Annotated in this window: 17 protein-coding genes; 3 read left to right on the plus strand and 14 right to left on the minus strand. The window is 47.7% G+C overall.

Translation table 11 applies throughout. The features are described from left to right. Positions 1–27 precede the first annotated feature (27 nt). The 6 genes from NCCP2222_RS10230 to NCCP2222_RS10255 form a co-directional block, all read right to left on the minus strand. On the minus strand, positions 28–1347 hold the full coding sequence (locus NCCP2222_RS10230) for a YjiH family protein (RefSeq protein ID WP_248512056.1): 1320 nt from the start codon (positions 1345–1347) through the stop codon (positions 28–30). Positions 1348–1431: 84 nt separating this feature from the next. Then, a complete protein-coding gene (hutI, locus tag NCCP2222_RS10235; RefSeq protein ID WP_248512058.1) occupies positions 1432–2685 on the minus strand; it encodes an imidazolonepropionase in 1254 nt (417 codons plus the stop codon). Continuing rightward, complete coding sequence (gene hutU / locus NCCP2222_RS10240; RefSeq protein ID WP_248512060.1) at positions 2682–4355, minus strand: urocanate hydratase; 1674 nt, start codon at positions 4353–4355, stop codon at positions 2682–2684. Before hutU ends, hutI begins: the two co-directional genes overlap by 4 nt. 192 nt (positions 4356–4547) lie before the next feature. Then, positions 4548–4898: a YxeA family protein gene (locus tag NCCP2222_RS10245; RefSeq protein WP_248512062.1), complete on the minus strand. Its 351-nt coding sequence runs from the start codon at positions 4896–4898 to the stop codon at positions 4548–4550. A 5-nt stretch (positions 4899–4903) separates the two neighbouring features. Continuing rightward, positions 4904–6754 carry an ABC transporter permease gene (locus tag NCCP2222_RS10250; RefSeq protein WP_248512065.1) on the minus strand — a complete coding sequence of 617 codons (1851 nt, stop codon included), beginning with the start codon at positions 6752–6754 and terminating at the stop codon, positions 4904–4906. Next, positions 6741–7508, minus strand: coding sequence for an ABC transporter ATP-binding protein (locus NCCP2222_RS10255; protein ID WP_248512067.1), 768 nt, complete (start codon positions 7506–7508; stop codon positions 6741–6743). The genes NCCP2222_RS10250 and NCCP2222_RS10255 overlap by 14 nt, the downstream gene beginning before the upstream one ends. Before the next feature lie 162 nt (positions 7509–7670). Here NCCP2222_RS10255 and NCCP2222_RS10260 point away from each other — a divergent pair, with 162 nt between their 5' ends. Then, positions 7671–8372 carry a response regulator transcription factor gene (locus NCCP2222_RS10260; RefSeq protein WP_248512069.1) on the plus strand — a complete coding sequence of 234 codons (702 nt, stop codon included), beginning with the start codon at positions 7671–7673 and terminating at the stop codon, positions 8370–8372. 8 nt (positions 8373–8380) lie between these two features. Then, complete coding sequence (locus tag NCCP2222_RS10265; protein WP_248512072.1) at positions 8381–9760, plus strand: sensor histidine kinase; 1380 nt, start codon at positions 8381–8383, stop codon at positions 9758–9760. An 85-nt stretch (positions 9761–9845) separates the two neighbouring features. Here NCCP2222_RS10265 and NCCP2222_RS10270 read toward each other — a convergent pair whose 3' ends face one another. The 8 genes from NCCP2222_RS10270 to NCCP2222_RS10305 all read right to left on the minus strand — a co-directional run bounded on the left by NCCP2222_RS10270 (position 9846) and on the right by NCCP2222_RS10305 (position 16582). After that, positions 9846–11276 (minus strand): helix-turn-helix transcriptional regulator, encoded by a 1431-nt coding sequence (locus tag NCCP2222_RS10270; RefSeq protein WP_248512074.1) that lies wholly within the window; start codon positions 11274–11276, stop codon positions 9846–9848. A 178-nt stretch (positions 11277–11454) separates the two neighbouring features. Beyond that, positions 11455–12417 (minus strand): 2-hydroxyacid dehydrogenase, encoded by a 963-nt coding sequence (locus tag NCCP2222_RS10275; RefSeq protein ID WP_248512078.1) that lies wholly within the window; start codon positions 12415–12417, stop codon positions 11455–11457. 153 nt (positions 12418–12570) lie between these two features. Further along, positions 12571–13581, minus strand: a complete 1011-nt coding sequence (gene moaA / locus NCCP2222_RS10280) for a GTP 3',8-cyclase MoaA (protein ID WP_248512081.1) — start codon at positions 13579–13581, stop codon at positions 12571–12573. Then, positions 13562–14155, minus strand: a complete 594-nt coding sequence (gene mobA / locus NCCP2222_RS10285) for a molybdenum cofactor guanylyltransferase (protein WP_248512083.1) — start codon at positions 14153–14155, stop codon at positions 13562–13564. Before mobA ends, moaA begins: the two co-directional genes overlap by 20 nt. Then, positions 14155–14388 carry a MoaD/ThiS family protein gene (locus NCCP2222_RS10290; protein WP_248512085.1) on the minus strand — a complete coding sequence of 78 codons (234 nt, stop codon included), beginning with the start codon at positions 14386–14388 and terminating at the stop codon, positions 14155–14157. The genes mobA and NCCP2222_RS10290 overlap by 1 nt, the downstream gene beginning before the upstream one ends. A 1-nt stretch (position 14389) precedes the next feature. Next, positions 14390–14830 (minus strand): molybdenum cofactor biosynthesis protein MoaE, encoded by a 441-nt coding sequence (locus NCCP2222_RS10295; RefSeq protein WP_248512087.1) that lies wholly within the window; start codon positions 14828–14830, stop codon positions 14390–14392. After that, complete coding sequence (mobB, locus tag NCCP2222_RS10300; protein ID WP_248512088.1) at positions 14817–15329, minus strand: molybdopterin-guanine dinucleotide biosynthesis protein B; 513 nt, start codon at positions 15327–15329, stop codon at positions 14817–14819. The genes NCCP2222_RS10295 and mobB overlap by 14 nt, the downstream gene beginning before the upstream one ends. Next, positions 15326–16582 carry a molybdopterin molybdotransferase MoeA gene (locus NCCP2222_RS10305; RefSeq protein ID WP_248512091.1) on the minus strand — a complete coding sequence of 419 codons (1257 nt, stop codon included), beginning with the start codon at positions 16580–16582 and terminating at the stop codon, positions 15326–15328. Before NCCP2222_RS10305 ends, mobB begins: the two co-directional genes overlap by 4 nt. A 112-nt stretch (positions 16583–16694) precedes the next feature. Between NCCP2222_RS10305 and moaC the strand changes: the two genes are divergently transcribed. Continuing rightward, positions 16695–17189: a cyclic pyranopterin monophosphate synthase MoaC gene (gene moaC, locus NCCP2222_RS10310; RefSeq protein ID WP_248512093.1), complete on the plus strand. Its 495-nt coding sequence runs from the start codon at positions 16695–16697 to the stop codon at positions 17187–17189. Positions 17190–17191 lie beyond the last annotated feature (2 nt).

Consider the following 17191-nt stretch of genomic DNA (forward strand, 5'->3'; position numbering starts at 1 on the left):
GCTTGGAGCGGCCGGATGTCTCTTTATTTATAGCAATAAAAAGGCAATTGGTGTCACGATAATAATTGTTAGAATAACCCGCTGTACCCAAATGGCAAGTAATTGCGGGATTGAAATCGGGATCTCCGTCGACACGATGCATGGCACGACCGCCGAGAAGAAGATGATCGATGAGACAGATACAACCGCGATGACAAATTTGACGACGAGCGCCAATTCTACGACGAGCATCGCAGGCAGGAACATTTCTGCAATGCCGAGCGCACTCGCTTTTGCTACAAGCATCGGTTCAGGCAGCTGCAGCGCCCAAGTGAACGGATAGAAAATATAGCCGATCCAATCGAACACAGGCGTAAATTCCGCCAGCACCAGACCGAGCAGGCCGATGGAAAGTATGGACGGCAAGATGGCCATCGCCATGAGCAAGCCGTCACGGACATTCATTACGATGTTCTGGCCGAACGTCGGCGCCTTGGATACAGTCTCCATCGCCTCCCCCCATGCTGCCGCAAACCGGTTCCCTTCCGGCTTCACTTCTGGCTGCGGCGTTGATCCTTCGTAATATTCATCCTTGATGGAACGCAGCGGCCAAAGGTGAACCGTGATGGCCGTCACGATGAATGTGACAATAAGCGTTACCCAGAAATAGAGGTTCCACATGCTCATCAAATCGAGTGTTTTTGCTACGACCACCATGAAGGTCGCTGAAACGGTCGAGAAACCCGTTGCAATGATGGCCGCTTCTTTTGCGGTATATTTCCCCTCTTTATAAACTCGATTGGTAATGAGAAGCCCTAATGAATACGATCCCACGAATGAGGCGACGGCATCGATTGCAGAACGGCCCGGCGTCCGCCAGATCGGCCGCATGACAGGCTGCACGAGAACTCCGACAAATTCCAGCAATCCGTACCCGACCAACAGCGCCAAGAACACAGCGCCAATCGGAACGAGCAAGCCGACAGGAATCACAAGCTTATTCAACAAAAACGGTCCCATCCCGGGTTCAAACAGCCAAGCCGGCCCGATATCGAAAATAAGCATGATGCCGACAATCAAGCCGATGACTTTGAAAAATGAGAAAATCATATTAACCTTCGTTTTTTTCCATGTTCCGGAAGCAAACGGATAGACTGCACCAGCCAAAATGACTAACAACGCATAATACGGCAGCGCACCAGCGGCGTTTGTCTGAATCCATGTCACGATATGGTCGAGCATGATCGAATTCTTCTCACCGATCGTAACCGGCACAAAAAACATGAATGCCCCGATTGCACTGAACACAAAAAACTTCCACATTCCCGGAGTTGAACGGGTTTTCACACTTTCTTGCAATTGAGCCATCTTCCTCACCCCTCATTTGAATATTCAATCTTCTCTTGTTACAAGAAAGCCGTGAATGATTCTCCCGCCATTCACGGCTATTTCTTATCCTACAACCCGCTTCCCTTTTTTCCACACTTGCCCGACATGGTTCACGCCGAATAAGTACTGCAATTCTTGATAGTTGGAGACATTCCACAGGACCACATCGCCTTGCTTCCCAACTTCCAACGATCCAACCTTCTCCTCCATGCGAATGGCGCATGCCGCATTCATTGTTGCAGCAACAAGCGCTTCCGCCGGGGTGAGCCGCATTGAAATGCAAGCCAAATTCATGACGAGCGGCATTGAAGTAGTCGGCGAAGAACCCGGATTGCAATCGGTCGAAATGGCGACCGCCACTCCTTCGTCAACCATCTGGCGCCCTTTTGCTGCTTCCTCCCTTAGGAACAGCGCCGTTGCAGGCAATAGACATGCAATAACACCGGCTTCCGCCATATTCCGAATCCCTTCATCGGACGCTTTCAATAAATGCTCCGCCGAAATCGCACCAACTTTCGCAGCAAGCTCCGCCCCGCCATACGATTCAATTTCATCCGCATGGATTTTTGGAATCAAGCCGTACTTCTTCCCCGCTTCCAGAATCCGCTCTGATTGTTCCGGTGTGAACACGCCGACTTCGCAAAATACATCGTTGAATACGGCTAACTTCTCCTCCGCTACGACTGGAAGCATATCATTGATAATGCTAGTAATATATTCTTCTTCATTCCCTTTATATTCTTGGGGAACGGCATGCGCCGCCATGAAAGTCGGCACGAGGTCGATCGGATGAAGTTCCTTCAGCCGTTTCATCGCCCGTAGCTGCTTCAGCTCTGTTTCGAGGTCAAGCCCATAGCCGCTTTTCCCTTCTACTGTCGTAACGCCATGCGCGAGGAATGAATCCAGCCGCCTGGAAGCTTGCTCGATTAAGTCATCCTCTGTCGCTTCCCGCGTCATGCGGGTGGTCGCGTGGATACCGCCACCCGCATTCATGATATCCATATACGTGGCGCCTTCCAGACGCATTTCAAATTCCCGTTCTCTACTGCCGCCGAAGACGACATGAGTATGTGGATCAACAAGACCTGGCGTGACAAGTCGTCCTGCCGCATCGACCACTTCCGCTTCCTTGGCATGCTCCCCAAATTTACGTTCCAGCTCTTCCGTCGTGCCAACTGCTTGAATGACACCGCCTTCTATCCATACACTGCCATCCTCAATAATGCCGAGCTCCGACATATCCTTGCGTTTTCTCGGACCGTTCTCTCCACGAATTGTCGCTAGCTGTGCTGCATGTTTGATCCAAACCGGTTTCAAGAATTCTCACCTTCCAGCATTGGGATGTGAACCCCTTTTTCTTTCGCCGTCTTAATGGCGAGGTCGTATCCTGCATCGACATGCCGCGCAATGCCCATTCCAGGGTCTGTCGTCAAGACACGTTCCAGTCGCTCTTCCGCTTCCTTCGTTCCATCTGCCACAATGACCATTCCAGCGTGCTGCGAATATCCCATGCCCACGCCGCCACCGTGATGAACAGAAACCCATGTGGCACCGCCAACCGCATTGATCATCGCGTTCAAAATTGGCCAGTCGGATACGACATCCGATCCATCTTTCATCGCCTCGGTCTCCCGGTTTGGCGATGCGACAGAACCGGAGTCGAGATGGTCGCGTCCAATGACGATTGGTGCGCTTATTTCACCGCTTGCGACCATGTCATTGATAATCTTTCCAAAACGCGCACGCTCACCATAGCCGAGCCAGCAGATTCGGGACGGCAGACCTTGGAATTGGATTTTCTCCTGTGCCATTTTGATCCAATTGCACAGGTGCGTGTTATAACTGAATTCGCGTAAAATCACTTCATCCGTCTTGCGGATATCTTCCGGATCACCGGATAATGCCACCCAGCGGAAAGGCCCTTTCCCTTCGCAGAACTGCGGGCGAATGTAAGCCGGAACGAACCCAGGGAAATCAAACGCGCGCTCGACTCCTTCATCCTTCGCCACTTGGCGGATGTTGTTCCCATAGTCAAATGTAATCGCGCCTTTATCCATCATGTCGATCATGGCCAATACATGCTTTGCCATCGATGCTTTGGAACGCTTCACATACTCCTCCGGATTGGATGCGCGGAGTTCAGCGGCTTCTGCAAGTGTCATGCCGGAAGGAATATAGCCATTGAGCGGATCGTGTGCCGATGTCTGATCTGTCAGCACATCTGGATTGAACCCTCGCGCGAGCATCTCAGGCAGGAGGTCTGCCGCATTGCCAAGCAGTCCAATCGACAGTGCCTTTCCTTCATTCTTGGCTTCCTCTGCTAAACGGATCGCTTCATCCAAGGAATCCGTTTTAACATCCGTGTATCTTGTTTCAAGGCGGCGGTCGATCCGCGTCTCATCCACTTCCACCCCGATGCAGACACCGCCTGCCATCGTCACGGCAAGTGGCTGCGCCCCGCCCATACCGCCAAGGCCAGCCGTTAGGGTGATTGTTCCTTTCAGGGAGCCCCCAAAATGCTGTTTTCCAAGTTCCGCAAACGTCTCATAGGTTCCTTGCACAATTCCTTGCGATCCGATGTAAATCCAGCTGCCTGCCGTCATTTGGCCGTACATCATCAGGCCTTTCTTATCAAGCTCATGGAACGTATCCCAATTCGCATATGCCGGAACAATATTTGAATTCGCAATCAAAACGCGCGGTGCGTTTGTGTGCGTTTTGAAAATGACGACTGGTTTCCCTGATTGGATGAGCAACGTTTCATCATTTTCCAGCTCTTTCAGCGACCGGACAATCGCGTCGAAACTCTCCCAATTCCGTGCCGCCTTGCCGATGCCGCCATAGACAACGAGATTCTCTGGATGTTCCGCCACGTCAGGATGCAAATTATTCATCAGCATTCGCAGCGCCGCTTCCTGTTGCCAACCTTTTGTATTCAATTCCGATCCCCTGTATTGAACAACTTTATCCATTGTATCCGCTTTCATTTTGACGCCCCCTTTTTTCGTTACTTTCATTTTATAGATAATGTTCTGTTATATTGTTATATTTTAATTACATTCTTATAATTTATTGCTCATTGAAGGATATATTTTTATGAATTATTTACTTCTTTATCTATTTAAACCGATAAATTATAAAACAGTCCGTCTGCATTCATACAGACGGACTGTTCATGTTTAAAATTTTACTTTATCTGGAATTTCGGACGGTTTCACTTCATCATACGATGTGACGACTGCCCCTTTTTTCAGATATAACTTTAAGTACGCACCTTGTCTCAACTCTTTTGATGCAAAAAATTCTACATTGATCTCCTCGCCATTTTCCTTATAGGCAGCACCAGTATACCAGTACGTTTTCATAATTTCTCCCGAATCCAATTTTGTTTCTTCCACTGACTCCGGTGCCGGGACTTGATAGTATGCATTGTCTTTTCCCATTCGATTGAAATCTATTCTTGCGAAGACAAAACCAATTCCGATTAGCAGAACTACACTAATGACTGTAATGATCATTCCTTTTTTCATCTATATCACTCCAAATATCCTTTTTTGATGATTTTGGTAAAGCTGCGGACAGTCGCAACATAGTAAACTGCATAAATTGCCGTATAAGCGATCATCCATATCATAACGGGTACAACGAAATCCATCATTAACAGGTTGGAAACCGCTGCGAGTGCCACGCTCCCATGAATGATGCCCAGCAGGAGCGGAACAGCGAAAATGATGCCGATCTGTCCCCGAATTGTTTGTTTCATATCCTTCTTCGAAACACCGATCTTATGGAGGATGGCGTATTTTGCCTTGTCCTCCTCAGCTTCCGTCATCATTTTAAAGAAGATGATACTACCTGTTGCAACAAGAAAAACAAGCCCTAAAAAGCTTCCGACGAAAAGCAGTGCGCCTAATGATCCGATAGCACTTTTATAGTCCGCCGTCGCGCTTGAAAAGTTCTCGGTATATGCTGCCAATCTGTCTGATGTTGCCATCTGATTTTTATAATCACGCACTTGGACAGCTTGTATCAGTTTTTCATCGGACTGAATTTTGTCATACAACGAGTCTGGCACGACGAGAGCGTTCCCACCTAATGTCCCGGTATTAAACACCGCCTTCTCGTAAAATGCCGCAACGGTGTAATTGGAATCATTGATTGTGACCGATTCCAACTTATCGGACCAGCGTTCGTCGTAATAAGCATCTATTGCGAAGACTTCATCCTCCTCAAGCTTTTGAATTTCTGACCAATTTAAGTTCTTCGCCAATGATTTGAAAGCCGTCTCATTGATGACGACATATTCCATTTCATTCATATCTTGAGTTACCCGCAGCGTCTTGCTATGGAATGACACTTCCGATTCCACGATGGCAGGGTCAATCACCTGCTTCTTCCCTTCCCACATAAAGGAGTAAGGGGTATAGGTCTGCACATTTTTATCCGAGTTGTAATAAACCCCGAATACCGCACCGCCTGAAGTGATCGTTGTTGCGCTCAATACCGTGATAACGGTCAGTGTTTTCGCGTTTCCTCTAATCCGATAAAGCAACTGTGAGGCCGTCATCATATGAAGGCCTTTCCAAGCCCAGTTAGGATTCCCTTTCAACACAGACAACACATAGATCAGCACGCTATGGAACAGCAAATAAGAACCGATGACTGTCAATGCAATAATTACAATCGGCAAGGCCAGACCTAACAAGCGCCATGCCTCCGATTCGAATAAATCCTGCAAAGCCAGATAATATGCAGCTGCCAACGCCGCTACACCTATAATTGCTGTGATCACTCTAACTTTCGGCACATCCTCGCCCTTTTTCTCTGCATGAAACAGATCAATCAACTTAAAGCGGTATATGATTCGATATCCCATCAATGATGTGAACAAAAAAATGATAAAGAACACGATACAAGTATTCAAAAGCGCATCAAGCGAGAAAGCAAAACCGGCTACGATGTTGAGATCCATCAGCTTTAACAGGATCGTGAGCAACATTCGGGACAGTAAAAATCCCAACAAAACACCAACGATTAGAGAAAACAGGCCGATTACCATGTTTTCAAAAAACAAAAGGAAGCCGATTGATTTTTTACGCACCCCTAACAAGGAATAGAGCGCAACTTCCTTCTTTCTTCTCTTCATAAAAAAAGAATTTGAATACAGGATAAAAATTGCTACAAAAATTACGAGAACAAATGCAGAGGCACCCATGACCCCCTGGATCTGCTTCGATGTTTCAGCCATCCCGCTAATATTTTCACTATATTTCAAAGTGGCAAATGTAAAGTAAATTAAAATAGAAAATACAGTTGATCCAATGTAAAGCGAGTAACTTTTCATATTGCGGCGGATATTCTTCAGCGCCAAATCAAATAGCGTCATTCGTTTCACCGCCTATTTGTGAAAGCTCGTCCAAAATCACTTGAAAAAACTCTTGGCGCGTCTTCGTGCCGCGAAAAATTTCTTTTGACAACCGACCATCTTTTATAAATAAAATCCGTCGACAAAAGCTTGCAGCATATGCATCATGTGTCACCATCAGGATGGTCGCTTCATGCTTTTCATTCAATGAACTCATGCTTTCCAGCAAATCTGTTGCTGACTTTGAATCCAACGCGCCGGTCGGTTCATCCGCAAAAATGATTTTCGGATTGGAAATTAACGCACGACTTGCGGCAGTACGCTGCTTCTGTCCGCCAGAAATTTGGTACGGATACTTTTCAAGCAAATTTGATATGCCGAATGCCGCTGCCATTGCTTCCACCCTTTTTTTAATTTCTGCCGGTTTCTTTTTCGCAATTGCCAGTGGCAATAAGATATTTTCTCGGACAGTCAGTGAATCCAATAAGTTATAGTCTTGAAAGATGAATCCAAGATGATCCCGCCGGAAGTCCGCTAGTTTTTCCTCATCCATCTTCGCGATATTATCCGTTCCAATGAATATGTCCCCGCTTGTAGGTGAATCAATTGTTGCAAGGACATTGAGCAGCGTCGATTTCCCCGCTCCCGAAGGACCCATGACACCAACAAACTCCCCGTGATCGATTTCAAATGATATATGTTGAAGCGCATTGAATATATTTGCGCCTTTTCCGTATGTTTTTTCAACATTTTTTACAACTAATAATGGTTCCATATTCGCACCTCTTTCGTATGTTTTCACTATACCGGGATAACCTTACATCAAATTAACTTGGACCTTACAAAATCCTTAAATCAAGGCGTATACCGGAGAAATGCTCTATACTATGAGCTAATGAAACAGCAATTATGGGACCGCATGAAAGGAAGTGACAATGTGGAAAAACCAAGGATTCTAGTTGTAGACGATGAGGGCGATTTGCGGCATTTGATGAAAACAGCACTTATGAAGGAAGGATTTTCAGAGATTAAAACGGCGAATTCCGTTCAAGAGGGATGGGAACAGTTCAATACTTTCTCACCAAATATTGCAATATTGGATATCATGCTTCCTGATGGTGATGGGTATGAGTTGTGCAGAAAAATCCGAGAGGTCTCTCGAATCCCGATTTTATTCCTCTCTGCAAAATCTGATGAAACAGACAAGATTTTAGGGCTTGCCATAGGGGGAGATGATTATATTACAAAACCATTCAGCCCGAAGGAAGTCGCCTTTCGGGTGAAAGCTCAATTGAGGAGGGCCGGCTATTATCAATCAGAAATGGCCTCACAATCCAAAAGGATTACTGTCGGGCCTTTTTCCATGGACGAAGCGGAAACAGAGGTAACAAAACTCGGAGTGCCTTTAGAGTTGACTGCCAAAGAAATCGGCTTGATGGCTTGTTTCATGCACCATCCAAACCAAATCTTAAGTAAAGAGACACTTTTCGAACGGGTTTGGGGAGAGGATTTTTTTGGTGCTGATAATACGTTGATGGTTCATATCCGACGCCTCCGGGAAAAAATTGAAGATCAACCCTCAAAACCAGCTTTTCTGACAACCGTGAAAGGCTTAGGCTATAAATTTATCTTGAAATAGGTGATCCGATGAAATGGAAGTTAACCGGCAGATATTTATTTTCCGTGCTAAGTATTGTATTTATCGTTATATTCGTCAATCTGTTTGTGTTAATCGGCGTCCTTTATTATCAGCAGATGAACGGAAATGAAAACTTCTCCGCCAAATCGGGTGAATCTTATGCCCGAGAATTTTCCCGTTATCTAATAACTGAGAATGGACAACCCGTCGTTTCGGAGGAAGGAATAAAATCCTTGGAGGCATTCGGCGGCTGGCTGCAAGTGCTGGATCAAAATGGGGATGTTGTGGCAAATGCCCTTGCACCGAATGATGCACCTACGCACTATAGTCCAATTGAGCTTGTACATATCTACAAATACATGGACGATCAGCTTACAACATATTACATCGGACAATTTAAAGATTACAGCTATCTACTAGGCGTCAAGGACTCTGCAGAACAACGGATCGTCTTCATGTTCAACGCATCCTCATTCTTGTCGTATGCGTCAAAAGCATTCTTTGCCATGACGATTGCCGATTTGATCATCGCCGCATTGGTCGGCCTCTTATTTAGCATTATCATAACGAGACCGGTCTCCTATATGATTGATCGGATATCACAGCTGAAAGAACGTAATTTTTCCGTCCAAAAAATGAAGCGCCAAGGTATTTTCAAGCCAGTTTTCTCTAATTTGAATGACGTTTCCGGGACATTATTGGCCCATGAAGAAGAACGTACCAAGTTGGAAAAAATGCGAGAAGAATGGATCAGCAACGTTTCGCATGATTTGAAGACCCCTCTTGCCTCAATTCAAGGCTACGCCGAGTTATTGCGTGAGCACAGCACAACGGAAGCGGAACGGCTCGATTACGCGGAGATAATTGAGCGCAAGTCTGTTTACATGAAAGAACTATTGGATGATTTCAATTTAACGATGCGCTTGCGCAATCAGGAAATGCCTCTTCATCGTGAAGAGACCCGCATTGAAAATTTCGTCCGTGAGATTGTCATAGACGTATTGAATGATCCCAAGTATAGTGATCATTCCATTTCTTTTGAGGGCAGTGCTCCTGAAGCAATTTGGTATATCGACCGGCATTTAATGAAGCGGGCAATCATGAACTTCATTAACAACTCCATCATTCATAACAACAGCGATATAGAAGTTTCCGTCAGCGTCGCGGACACTAACATCATTATTGAAGACAATGGGAAAGGCATTGCCCCGCAGGACATGGACCAAATTTTCGACCGCTATTACAGGGGGGCAAATACGGAAAACATCTACGGTACCGGCCTAGGATTGGCCATTTCTCGAGATATCGTCGAAGCGCACGGGGGAAAGATTAAATTATCAAGCGAAGCTGGACGAGGGACAAAGGTGGAAATTCAGATAGAAGAATGAAGGGAAAGGCTGGGGCAAGGTCGCGATTGACACCTTGCCCTACCTGCCCGAAACTTTCTATTGCCGATCAACTCTCTTCACATTTTCACAGCTGCCGATATCGATATGGGGTCATACCAGTCATTTCTTTGAACTTCCTGCTAAAATACGTCGCATGAGTGAAACCCGCCGATCGTGCGACGTCCGCCATGGAGAGATCGGTCTCTTTCAACAAACGAGAAGCCTCTTCAATTCTCTTTTTCAGCAAGGTATCTGAAAAGGATTCCCCTGCTTCCTTCGAATATTTTCGACTCAGAGTGCTTTTGTGGATGTTCATGTCCTCCGCACAGGCGGCAAGGCCAAAGGATGCATCCCAGTAATTTGATGCAATTCGTTCCTTCACCTTCTCATCGAAACGGCCAGCATGCTGATATGCAAAACGGACGGTTCCAAATAGCTCCACGACAAACGCAAGGAATGATTCGATAATCCGATAGACGACCGGTTCACGGATGATGGTTTCAAAAAGGGAATGATAGGATGCCTCCGTGGATTCAGATGCTAGCGCATTCGCAGACATATAGCGACGCACTTGCGCAAGAATGCTCGTCAATCTGATCCTCACCATTTCCGGGTCGGGGTACGGCGCAACCACCGTCAAGAAGTCCTGCTCCATCCATTTGCGGATTTCATCAGATTGTTGTTTTTCCAACATTTCAATCCAAGTTCTCTGTTCAAGAGGCGTTAAAAACGGATCCACCTCCCGCCAATGGACGTCTTCCTTCTCCCAGGTGAGAATATCATAGCCATCATAAAAAATTCGTTCATGAAAGCGTCGCATCTTCTTGTAGAGCTCCCGATAGCTGATACGTTGTGTCCCCTCATACAAATAGATGGTCAATAGTGTATCCGATTGGTATTTCCATTCAGAGAAAAAGGTCCGGTATGCCTCTTGAAGGACAGCAGATTCTTTTATTTCATGGACAACAAGTACAAAATCTGAAAATGGAAAGACGTCATATCGTGTTGGAAAATCGTACCTCTCCAACTCTCTTACGAGATGATGTAATGTATCTGTATGCGATGGGGCGATTAAACCGAGGAGCAACGGGCGGTCAGGATATGTATTGCCTAATAAGAAGTCTTCGTAAGTTAGGGGAAGTTCCGGGCTTTCCTGCCGTTTCAAATGTGCTTTCTCGTTCCGCCGCCGAAACCGAAGCTGCTGTACATGTGATATGAGCCGCTCTGGTTGCAATGGCCTGAATAGAATATCCTCCGCCTTCATGGACAGTGCTTCGTACACTGTCTGGAAAGTGCGTTCCGATGAAAGACCAAGCCACTCCATATGAGAAGGTATTGTCATTTTCCCCTCTGTAATGAATTTCATGTCAATAATATAGAAATCGGCCTCATGCATCCATCCCGTATCTTCTGGCTGTTCAGCTATCGTCACTTTCATATCATTCCATCTCGATGTGAGCAGCCATTTCAACCCTTGCGCTTCCAATTGGTCATGAAGAAGCATATAAACATGCATAATTCCACCCTCATTCCACTTGAGATTCTCCTTTTGAGAATCAGCTTATCAAAAAGATCTCGCTCGTTATTTCTAGATTTTTCCTATACGAGAAATCAAAAACTCGAAAGTGCTCCCGGTTCTTTCATATGAGTGATGCCTAAAAAAGAAGGGAGAAACGGATCTCCCATTTCTCTCCCTACACAACCCGATTATCCGGCTCACGGCCTTCCAACACATCCAGGATTGCATCGGCATTCATTCGCATCATCGCTTTTCTGGTCTCGATCGTTGCACTGCCGATATGCGGCAAAGCCGTCACACTCGGCAGCGTTAGCAATGGGTGATGCTTGGAAACCGGTTCTTTTTCCCAGACATCCAGACCGGCGCCCCAAATTGTTTCATTTATCAATGCTTCATACAACGCGTCTTCATCGATAATTCCACCACGTGACATGCTAATCAAGGTCGCCGTCTTTTTCATAAGACCCAGTTCCCGCTGCCCGATCATTCCGGCTGTCTGTTCTGTCAAAGGCGCTAAAACAACGACATGATCTGCCCTCTCCAATAATTGTTCCAGCTCCACGTACTCACATCCGTATTTTTGTTCAACCTGGTCTTTCCGGCTCCGGTTATGGTATAGAACACGCATGTTGAAGCCGCTGGCACGCCGCATAACCGCTTCCCCGATCCGTCCCATTCCGATAATGCCAAGCGTCTTCCCACCGACATCCATTCCCGTGAAGCCCATCGGTGTCCATGACATCCACCCGCCATGCCGCAGTTCCCGTTCCGCCCGATTCAGCCTGCGTGCCGTTGCGAGCAGCAAGGCAAACGCCAAATCAGCCGTCGTCTCGGTGAGCACATCCGGTGTATTCGTGACGATAATCCCCTTGTCCTTCGCAGCATTTATATCAATATTATTAAATCCTACCCCCATATTGGTGATGACTTTCAATGGTCCCGCCGTTTCCAGCAGCTCGCGGTCAATACGATCTGAAACGACTGTCCACAGCGCATCGACTTGTGCAATTTCGTCCATTAATACGGAACGGCGCACGGCCGATATATCAGAGTCCCACATTCTGACTTCAAACTTCTCCCGAAGCGGAGCTACCATCTCCTCCGGCAACTTTCTTGTTATGAACACACTCGGTCTCATTCCCCTTACCTCCCGGTTTCGTTTCATCTATCGTAGCATAATTCAGTCATTGATTAACTAACGAATAAAACCTGCACATGCTTTACCTAATGCTAGATAGGCAAAATCAAAAAACGCTCCACAGCCGTTTCCCCCAGCCGCAGAACGTTTACCTCACCCGCCAATATAACTCATATCAATCTTTTTCCTGTTTTTCGCCGTCTGTTCCGTCCGCTCATCGGAATACCGGTCGCCACGCTGCTCCCATACGGAAATGATCCTGTCACGAATCTCATCATCCTGCATTCCACTGCGGATCAGTTCGCGCAAATCAAAACCGCTGGATGCAAACAGGCAGGTGTACAGCTTACCTTCCGAAGAAAGCCTTGCCCGCGTACAAGAGGAACAGAATGATTCTGATACAGACGTGATGAAGCCGACTTCCGCGCCGTTATCCAGGTAGCGGTAGCGTTTCGCGACTTCTCCAAAATAGGCTTCCTCAGCAGGCTCCATCTCGTACTCCGCTTTCAGCATGTCATAGATTTCCTTCTTCGTAACGACCTTCTCAAAGCTCCAGCCGTTGTCGTTGCCGACGTCCATGAATTCAATGAACCGAAGCGTCATGCCCCGTTCTTTGAAATAGGAAGCCATCGGCAGGATTTCCTTTTCGTTGACCCCTTTTTGCACGACCATGTTCATTTTGATGTCAAAGCCGACTTCCTTTGCCCGATCAATATTGGAAAGAATGAGATCCGGCTTGATGCCCCGGCCGTTCATTGTTCCGAACAATTCCGGATCGAGCGCATCCAGGCTCATATTCAATCGGCGGAGACCCGCTTCATAGAGTGGCTTGGCATACTGGCCGAGCAGTACGCCGTTTGTCGTCAGTCCGATATCCTCAATTCCCTCGATTTCTGTCAGCCTGGCAATCAATTTGGGAAGATCCCGCCGCATCAATGGCTCGCCGCCCGTCAACCTGAGCTTCTTAACGCCTAGAGAGGCAAAAATGCTTGATAATCGCTCAATCTCTTCAAATGACAGCAGTTCGCTTTTCGGCAAAAACGCATAATCATCGCCGAATATCTCTTTTGGCATGCAGTACGTACATCTGAAATTGCATCGGTCTGTAACCGAAATCCGCAAATCACGGATCGGACGTCCAAGCTTATCGACGATCGCCTCCATCTGATCCTCTCCTTTCCAACACGCCGGGTGTATTCACATTCTCGAAAACCTTCCCTGGGTTGCATGTCAATGAACAGCCATCCACCCACTGGACGCCAATCTTCTCCTGCACTTCCATCACGCGTCTCAGCCTGCTCTCCAGTGCTTTCCTCAACTCAGCTTGTGCCGAGACATCCCACACCGAAACGAGCGGATGTTTCTTGCCGTCTAAAACAACTGCCGTCACTCCCGATTGATGCCTCTTTAGCAGTTCACCGATAACGCCCGGCTCCATGAAGGGCATATCACACGGCAGTACGACATAACGATCGGCTTTTATTGACTCCATCCCTGTTAGAATCCCGGCAACCGGACCTTGTCCTGCAATCTTGGCCAGATCCGTCACCGTCTTGATTCCTATTGGAAATTGCGGCACCAACTCCGGTCTCGTAACAATTAGGCACTCTTCACAAAAAGGGGCCATTGCCTGAAGTGAGAATCTATAATAAGGCACACCGTCCCACTCCGCAAATGCTTTAGGTGAGCCGAACCGGCTGGATAAGCCGCCTGCCAAAACAATTCCTGCCGTCTGCATCAGCCTCCGCTCACAGGAGGGATGAATGCGCAAACGTCTCCGGATCGGATCGTATCTTCCTTTAATGCATATTCTTCATTCACAGCGACTTGAACATTGTCTGCACCAAAACCCGGGTATGTCGATTCTGCCCAGTCGAGCAGCTCCGCAACGGTCAGCTCGTCCCGATCGAGTAACTCCTCGCCTTTTCCCGCCACATCTCGCAGCCTTGCAAAGTATTTAAGTGTAATCAACTCACTCCACCCCTTTCGCCGGATATTTTTTCTGAGCACCGATCCACTCTTCGCCATCTTCCCAGATTTCTTTTTTCCAAATCGGAACCACTTCCTTAATGCGGTCAATGGCGTACTCATTTGCCTCATACGCAGCTTTCCGATGCGGGGACGAAACAGCGATGACGACAGCAATATCGGAAATTTGAAGCTCCCCGATTCGGTGGGCTATCGCAACTCGAACCCCCGGCCATCTTTCCTCCATCTCCGCCCCGATTTCTGCCATCTTCTTCTCGGCCATCGGAACATAAGCCTCGTACGATAAATACAGCGTCCGTACGCCATATGTCCATTCCCGCACATTGCCTGTGAAGACGGTCACTGCCCCAGCAGACGGATGCAGGACGTAGTCCATATATTTTTTCACATCAATCGGTTCCTCAACAATTTCAAACGGTTTCATCTGCACGCCCCCCTGCTATCCATTTGGCAAACCATTCATCAATTTCCCGTTCATTCTCCCGTGAATTAATATGGAGGCATTCCGGTTCAATTTCAGAACAGCCAATCACTAGCTGCTTCCCTTCTATATCTCGCAGGGAATCCCAATCTTCCTCGTTTCGGAGGAGAAGCACTTTTTCTCCTTGTTCCCCCTTATACCCTTCTATTAATAAAACATCTGGCTGTCCTAGGGAAACGAATGTCTTCAGCTGCCTAAAGTCAGGTTCTTCATTCCAAATGAATTGAACCGAACCTCCTCCCGCAACGAGGGTCGCATCTGCGCCGTTAGCCAAAAATGTACCGGTATCCGTTCCTTCTTCAGACATCACAGGCTTGCCGCCATGGCCATGATGTTTCAGCACGGCGACCGTGAACCCCCGTTCCTTTAGCAAGCGCACCCATCTTGAAAGGAGTGTCGTCTTCCCGCTATTTTTATACCCGACGACATGCAATGTTTTCATAATGTCCACTCGCTGATGCCTTGTTCACTTCCAAGGAGGAGGATATCGACTTCGTCTCCTGCCTCATAACCACGTGACCCATTTGGCAACACAATTAGGCAATTCCCTCTGGCGATCGAAGAGACCGCATTGGATTTATTGAAACCTGCCGGTGAAGCGACGATTCCACCAGATGTGAATTCCCAAGTTGCCCGGATGAATCGTGTGAACGGGTTTGGCTTCGTGAAATCCTCTCCTAGCCGCGCTCGCGTCCTTGGCATATAGGGTGAGTTTCCACCCATCATGCCGAGAATGGCCGGGCGGGCGAACAGTTCAAATCCCGTAAAGCAAGCAGATGGATTGCCAGACAGCCCAAACAGCAGCTTCTTTCCTAAAACGGCTACCGTCGTAACGCTGCCTGGTCGCATCGCTACTTTATTGAACAACACTTTTGCGCCGAGCCGCTCATAAATAGCCGGTAAATAATCATAATCGCCTACCGACACGCCGCCTGTCGTCAATAGAAGATCCGTCTCCTCAATCGCCTTTACGACAAGTTCTGTGCAGGCGTCAAGATCGTCCTCCATCATGCCGTAAGAGCGATATGCGATCCCCATCCGCTCCAGCTGGGCGCGAATCATCGGTCCGTTCGAGTTGCGGATTTTCCCGGGCACGAGTTCATCCGCCACATCGAGCAGCTCCGTTCCAGTTGACAGCACCCCCGCTACCGGCTTTCTCGCCACTTCCACTTGGGCATATCCGAATGTCGCGAGCAGAGCAATCGTCCCCGGATGAATGAGGGAACCTGCCTCCACCAGCCGTTCCCCCGCTTTGACGTCTTCCCCTCTAAATGAAATATTCTCGCCGGGTTCAAATGGTTTGCGCAGCGTAAAACCGGCTTCCCCTTCCACTGTTTGCTCCAGCATGACGACCGCGTCCGCCCCTTCCGGCAGCTGGGCTCCCGTCATGATCCGATATGCTTCCTTTTCACCAATCGGCTTGTCGCCTACATAACCCGCGCCAATTTCGCCAATCACCCGGAAAGATTTCCGGTTATCGCCGGATGCTCCTTCAGAATCGATCGACCGGATGGCAAAACCGTCATAAGGCGATCGGTCAAAAGGCGGTACATCGTGCTTCGCCACAATCGGCTCGGCCAGTATTCTGCCATACGCGTGATCAAGCACTACCTTCTCCGTCCCAAGCGAGACAACATGTTTCATGACTAGACGGACTGCTTCCGAAACTGGAATCGGCTTTCTCATTTCCACCATGCAAACCCGCTCCCCTCTTCTGTTATACTTATACAATAAACTAGTTATCCTTGAGTTCGTAAAATTCGAACTCTCTTATACTAACAGTACTATGACGGAAGGAATGAATCCATTGTCAGAACTGACGCATTTTAATGAGCAAGGCCGCGCCAAGATGGTCGACGTCTCCGACAAATCCATTACGACCCGAATTGCCGTTGCAACTTCGTCCATTGTCGTCAACGAAACAATCCACTCTCAAATTACCGAGGGAACGAATAAAAAGGGCGATGTCTTCGCCGTTGCGCAAGTTGCTGCCATCATGGCCGCCAAAAACACATCCTCCATCATTCCAATGTGCCATCCAATCGCTTTGACTGGCGTGGATGTCCGTTTTAGCTGGAATATTGACGAGACATCCCATCACTACGAAGTTCGTATTGAAGCGGAAGTCAAAACAAAAGGCGTGACTGGCGTCGAAATGGAAGCTCTCACTGCCGCATCGGCTGCTGCACTCACCATTTACGATATGTGCAAAGCAGCCGGCAAGGACATGATTATCGGTCCAACGATGCTGCTATCCAAAACAGGCGGCAAAAACGGCGATTACGCACGGCAACCCGATTGAAA

Origin of the sequence: Sporosarcina sp. NCCP-2222 (assembly GCF_023168145.1) — a bacterium.
Classification (GTDB): domain Bacteria; phylum Bacillota; class Bacilli; order Bacillales_A; family Planococcaceae; genus Sporosarcina.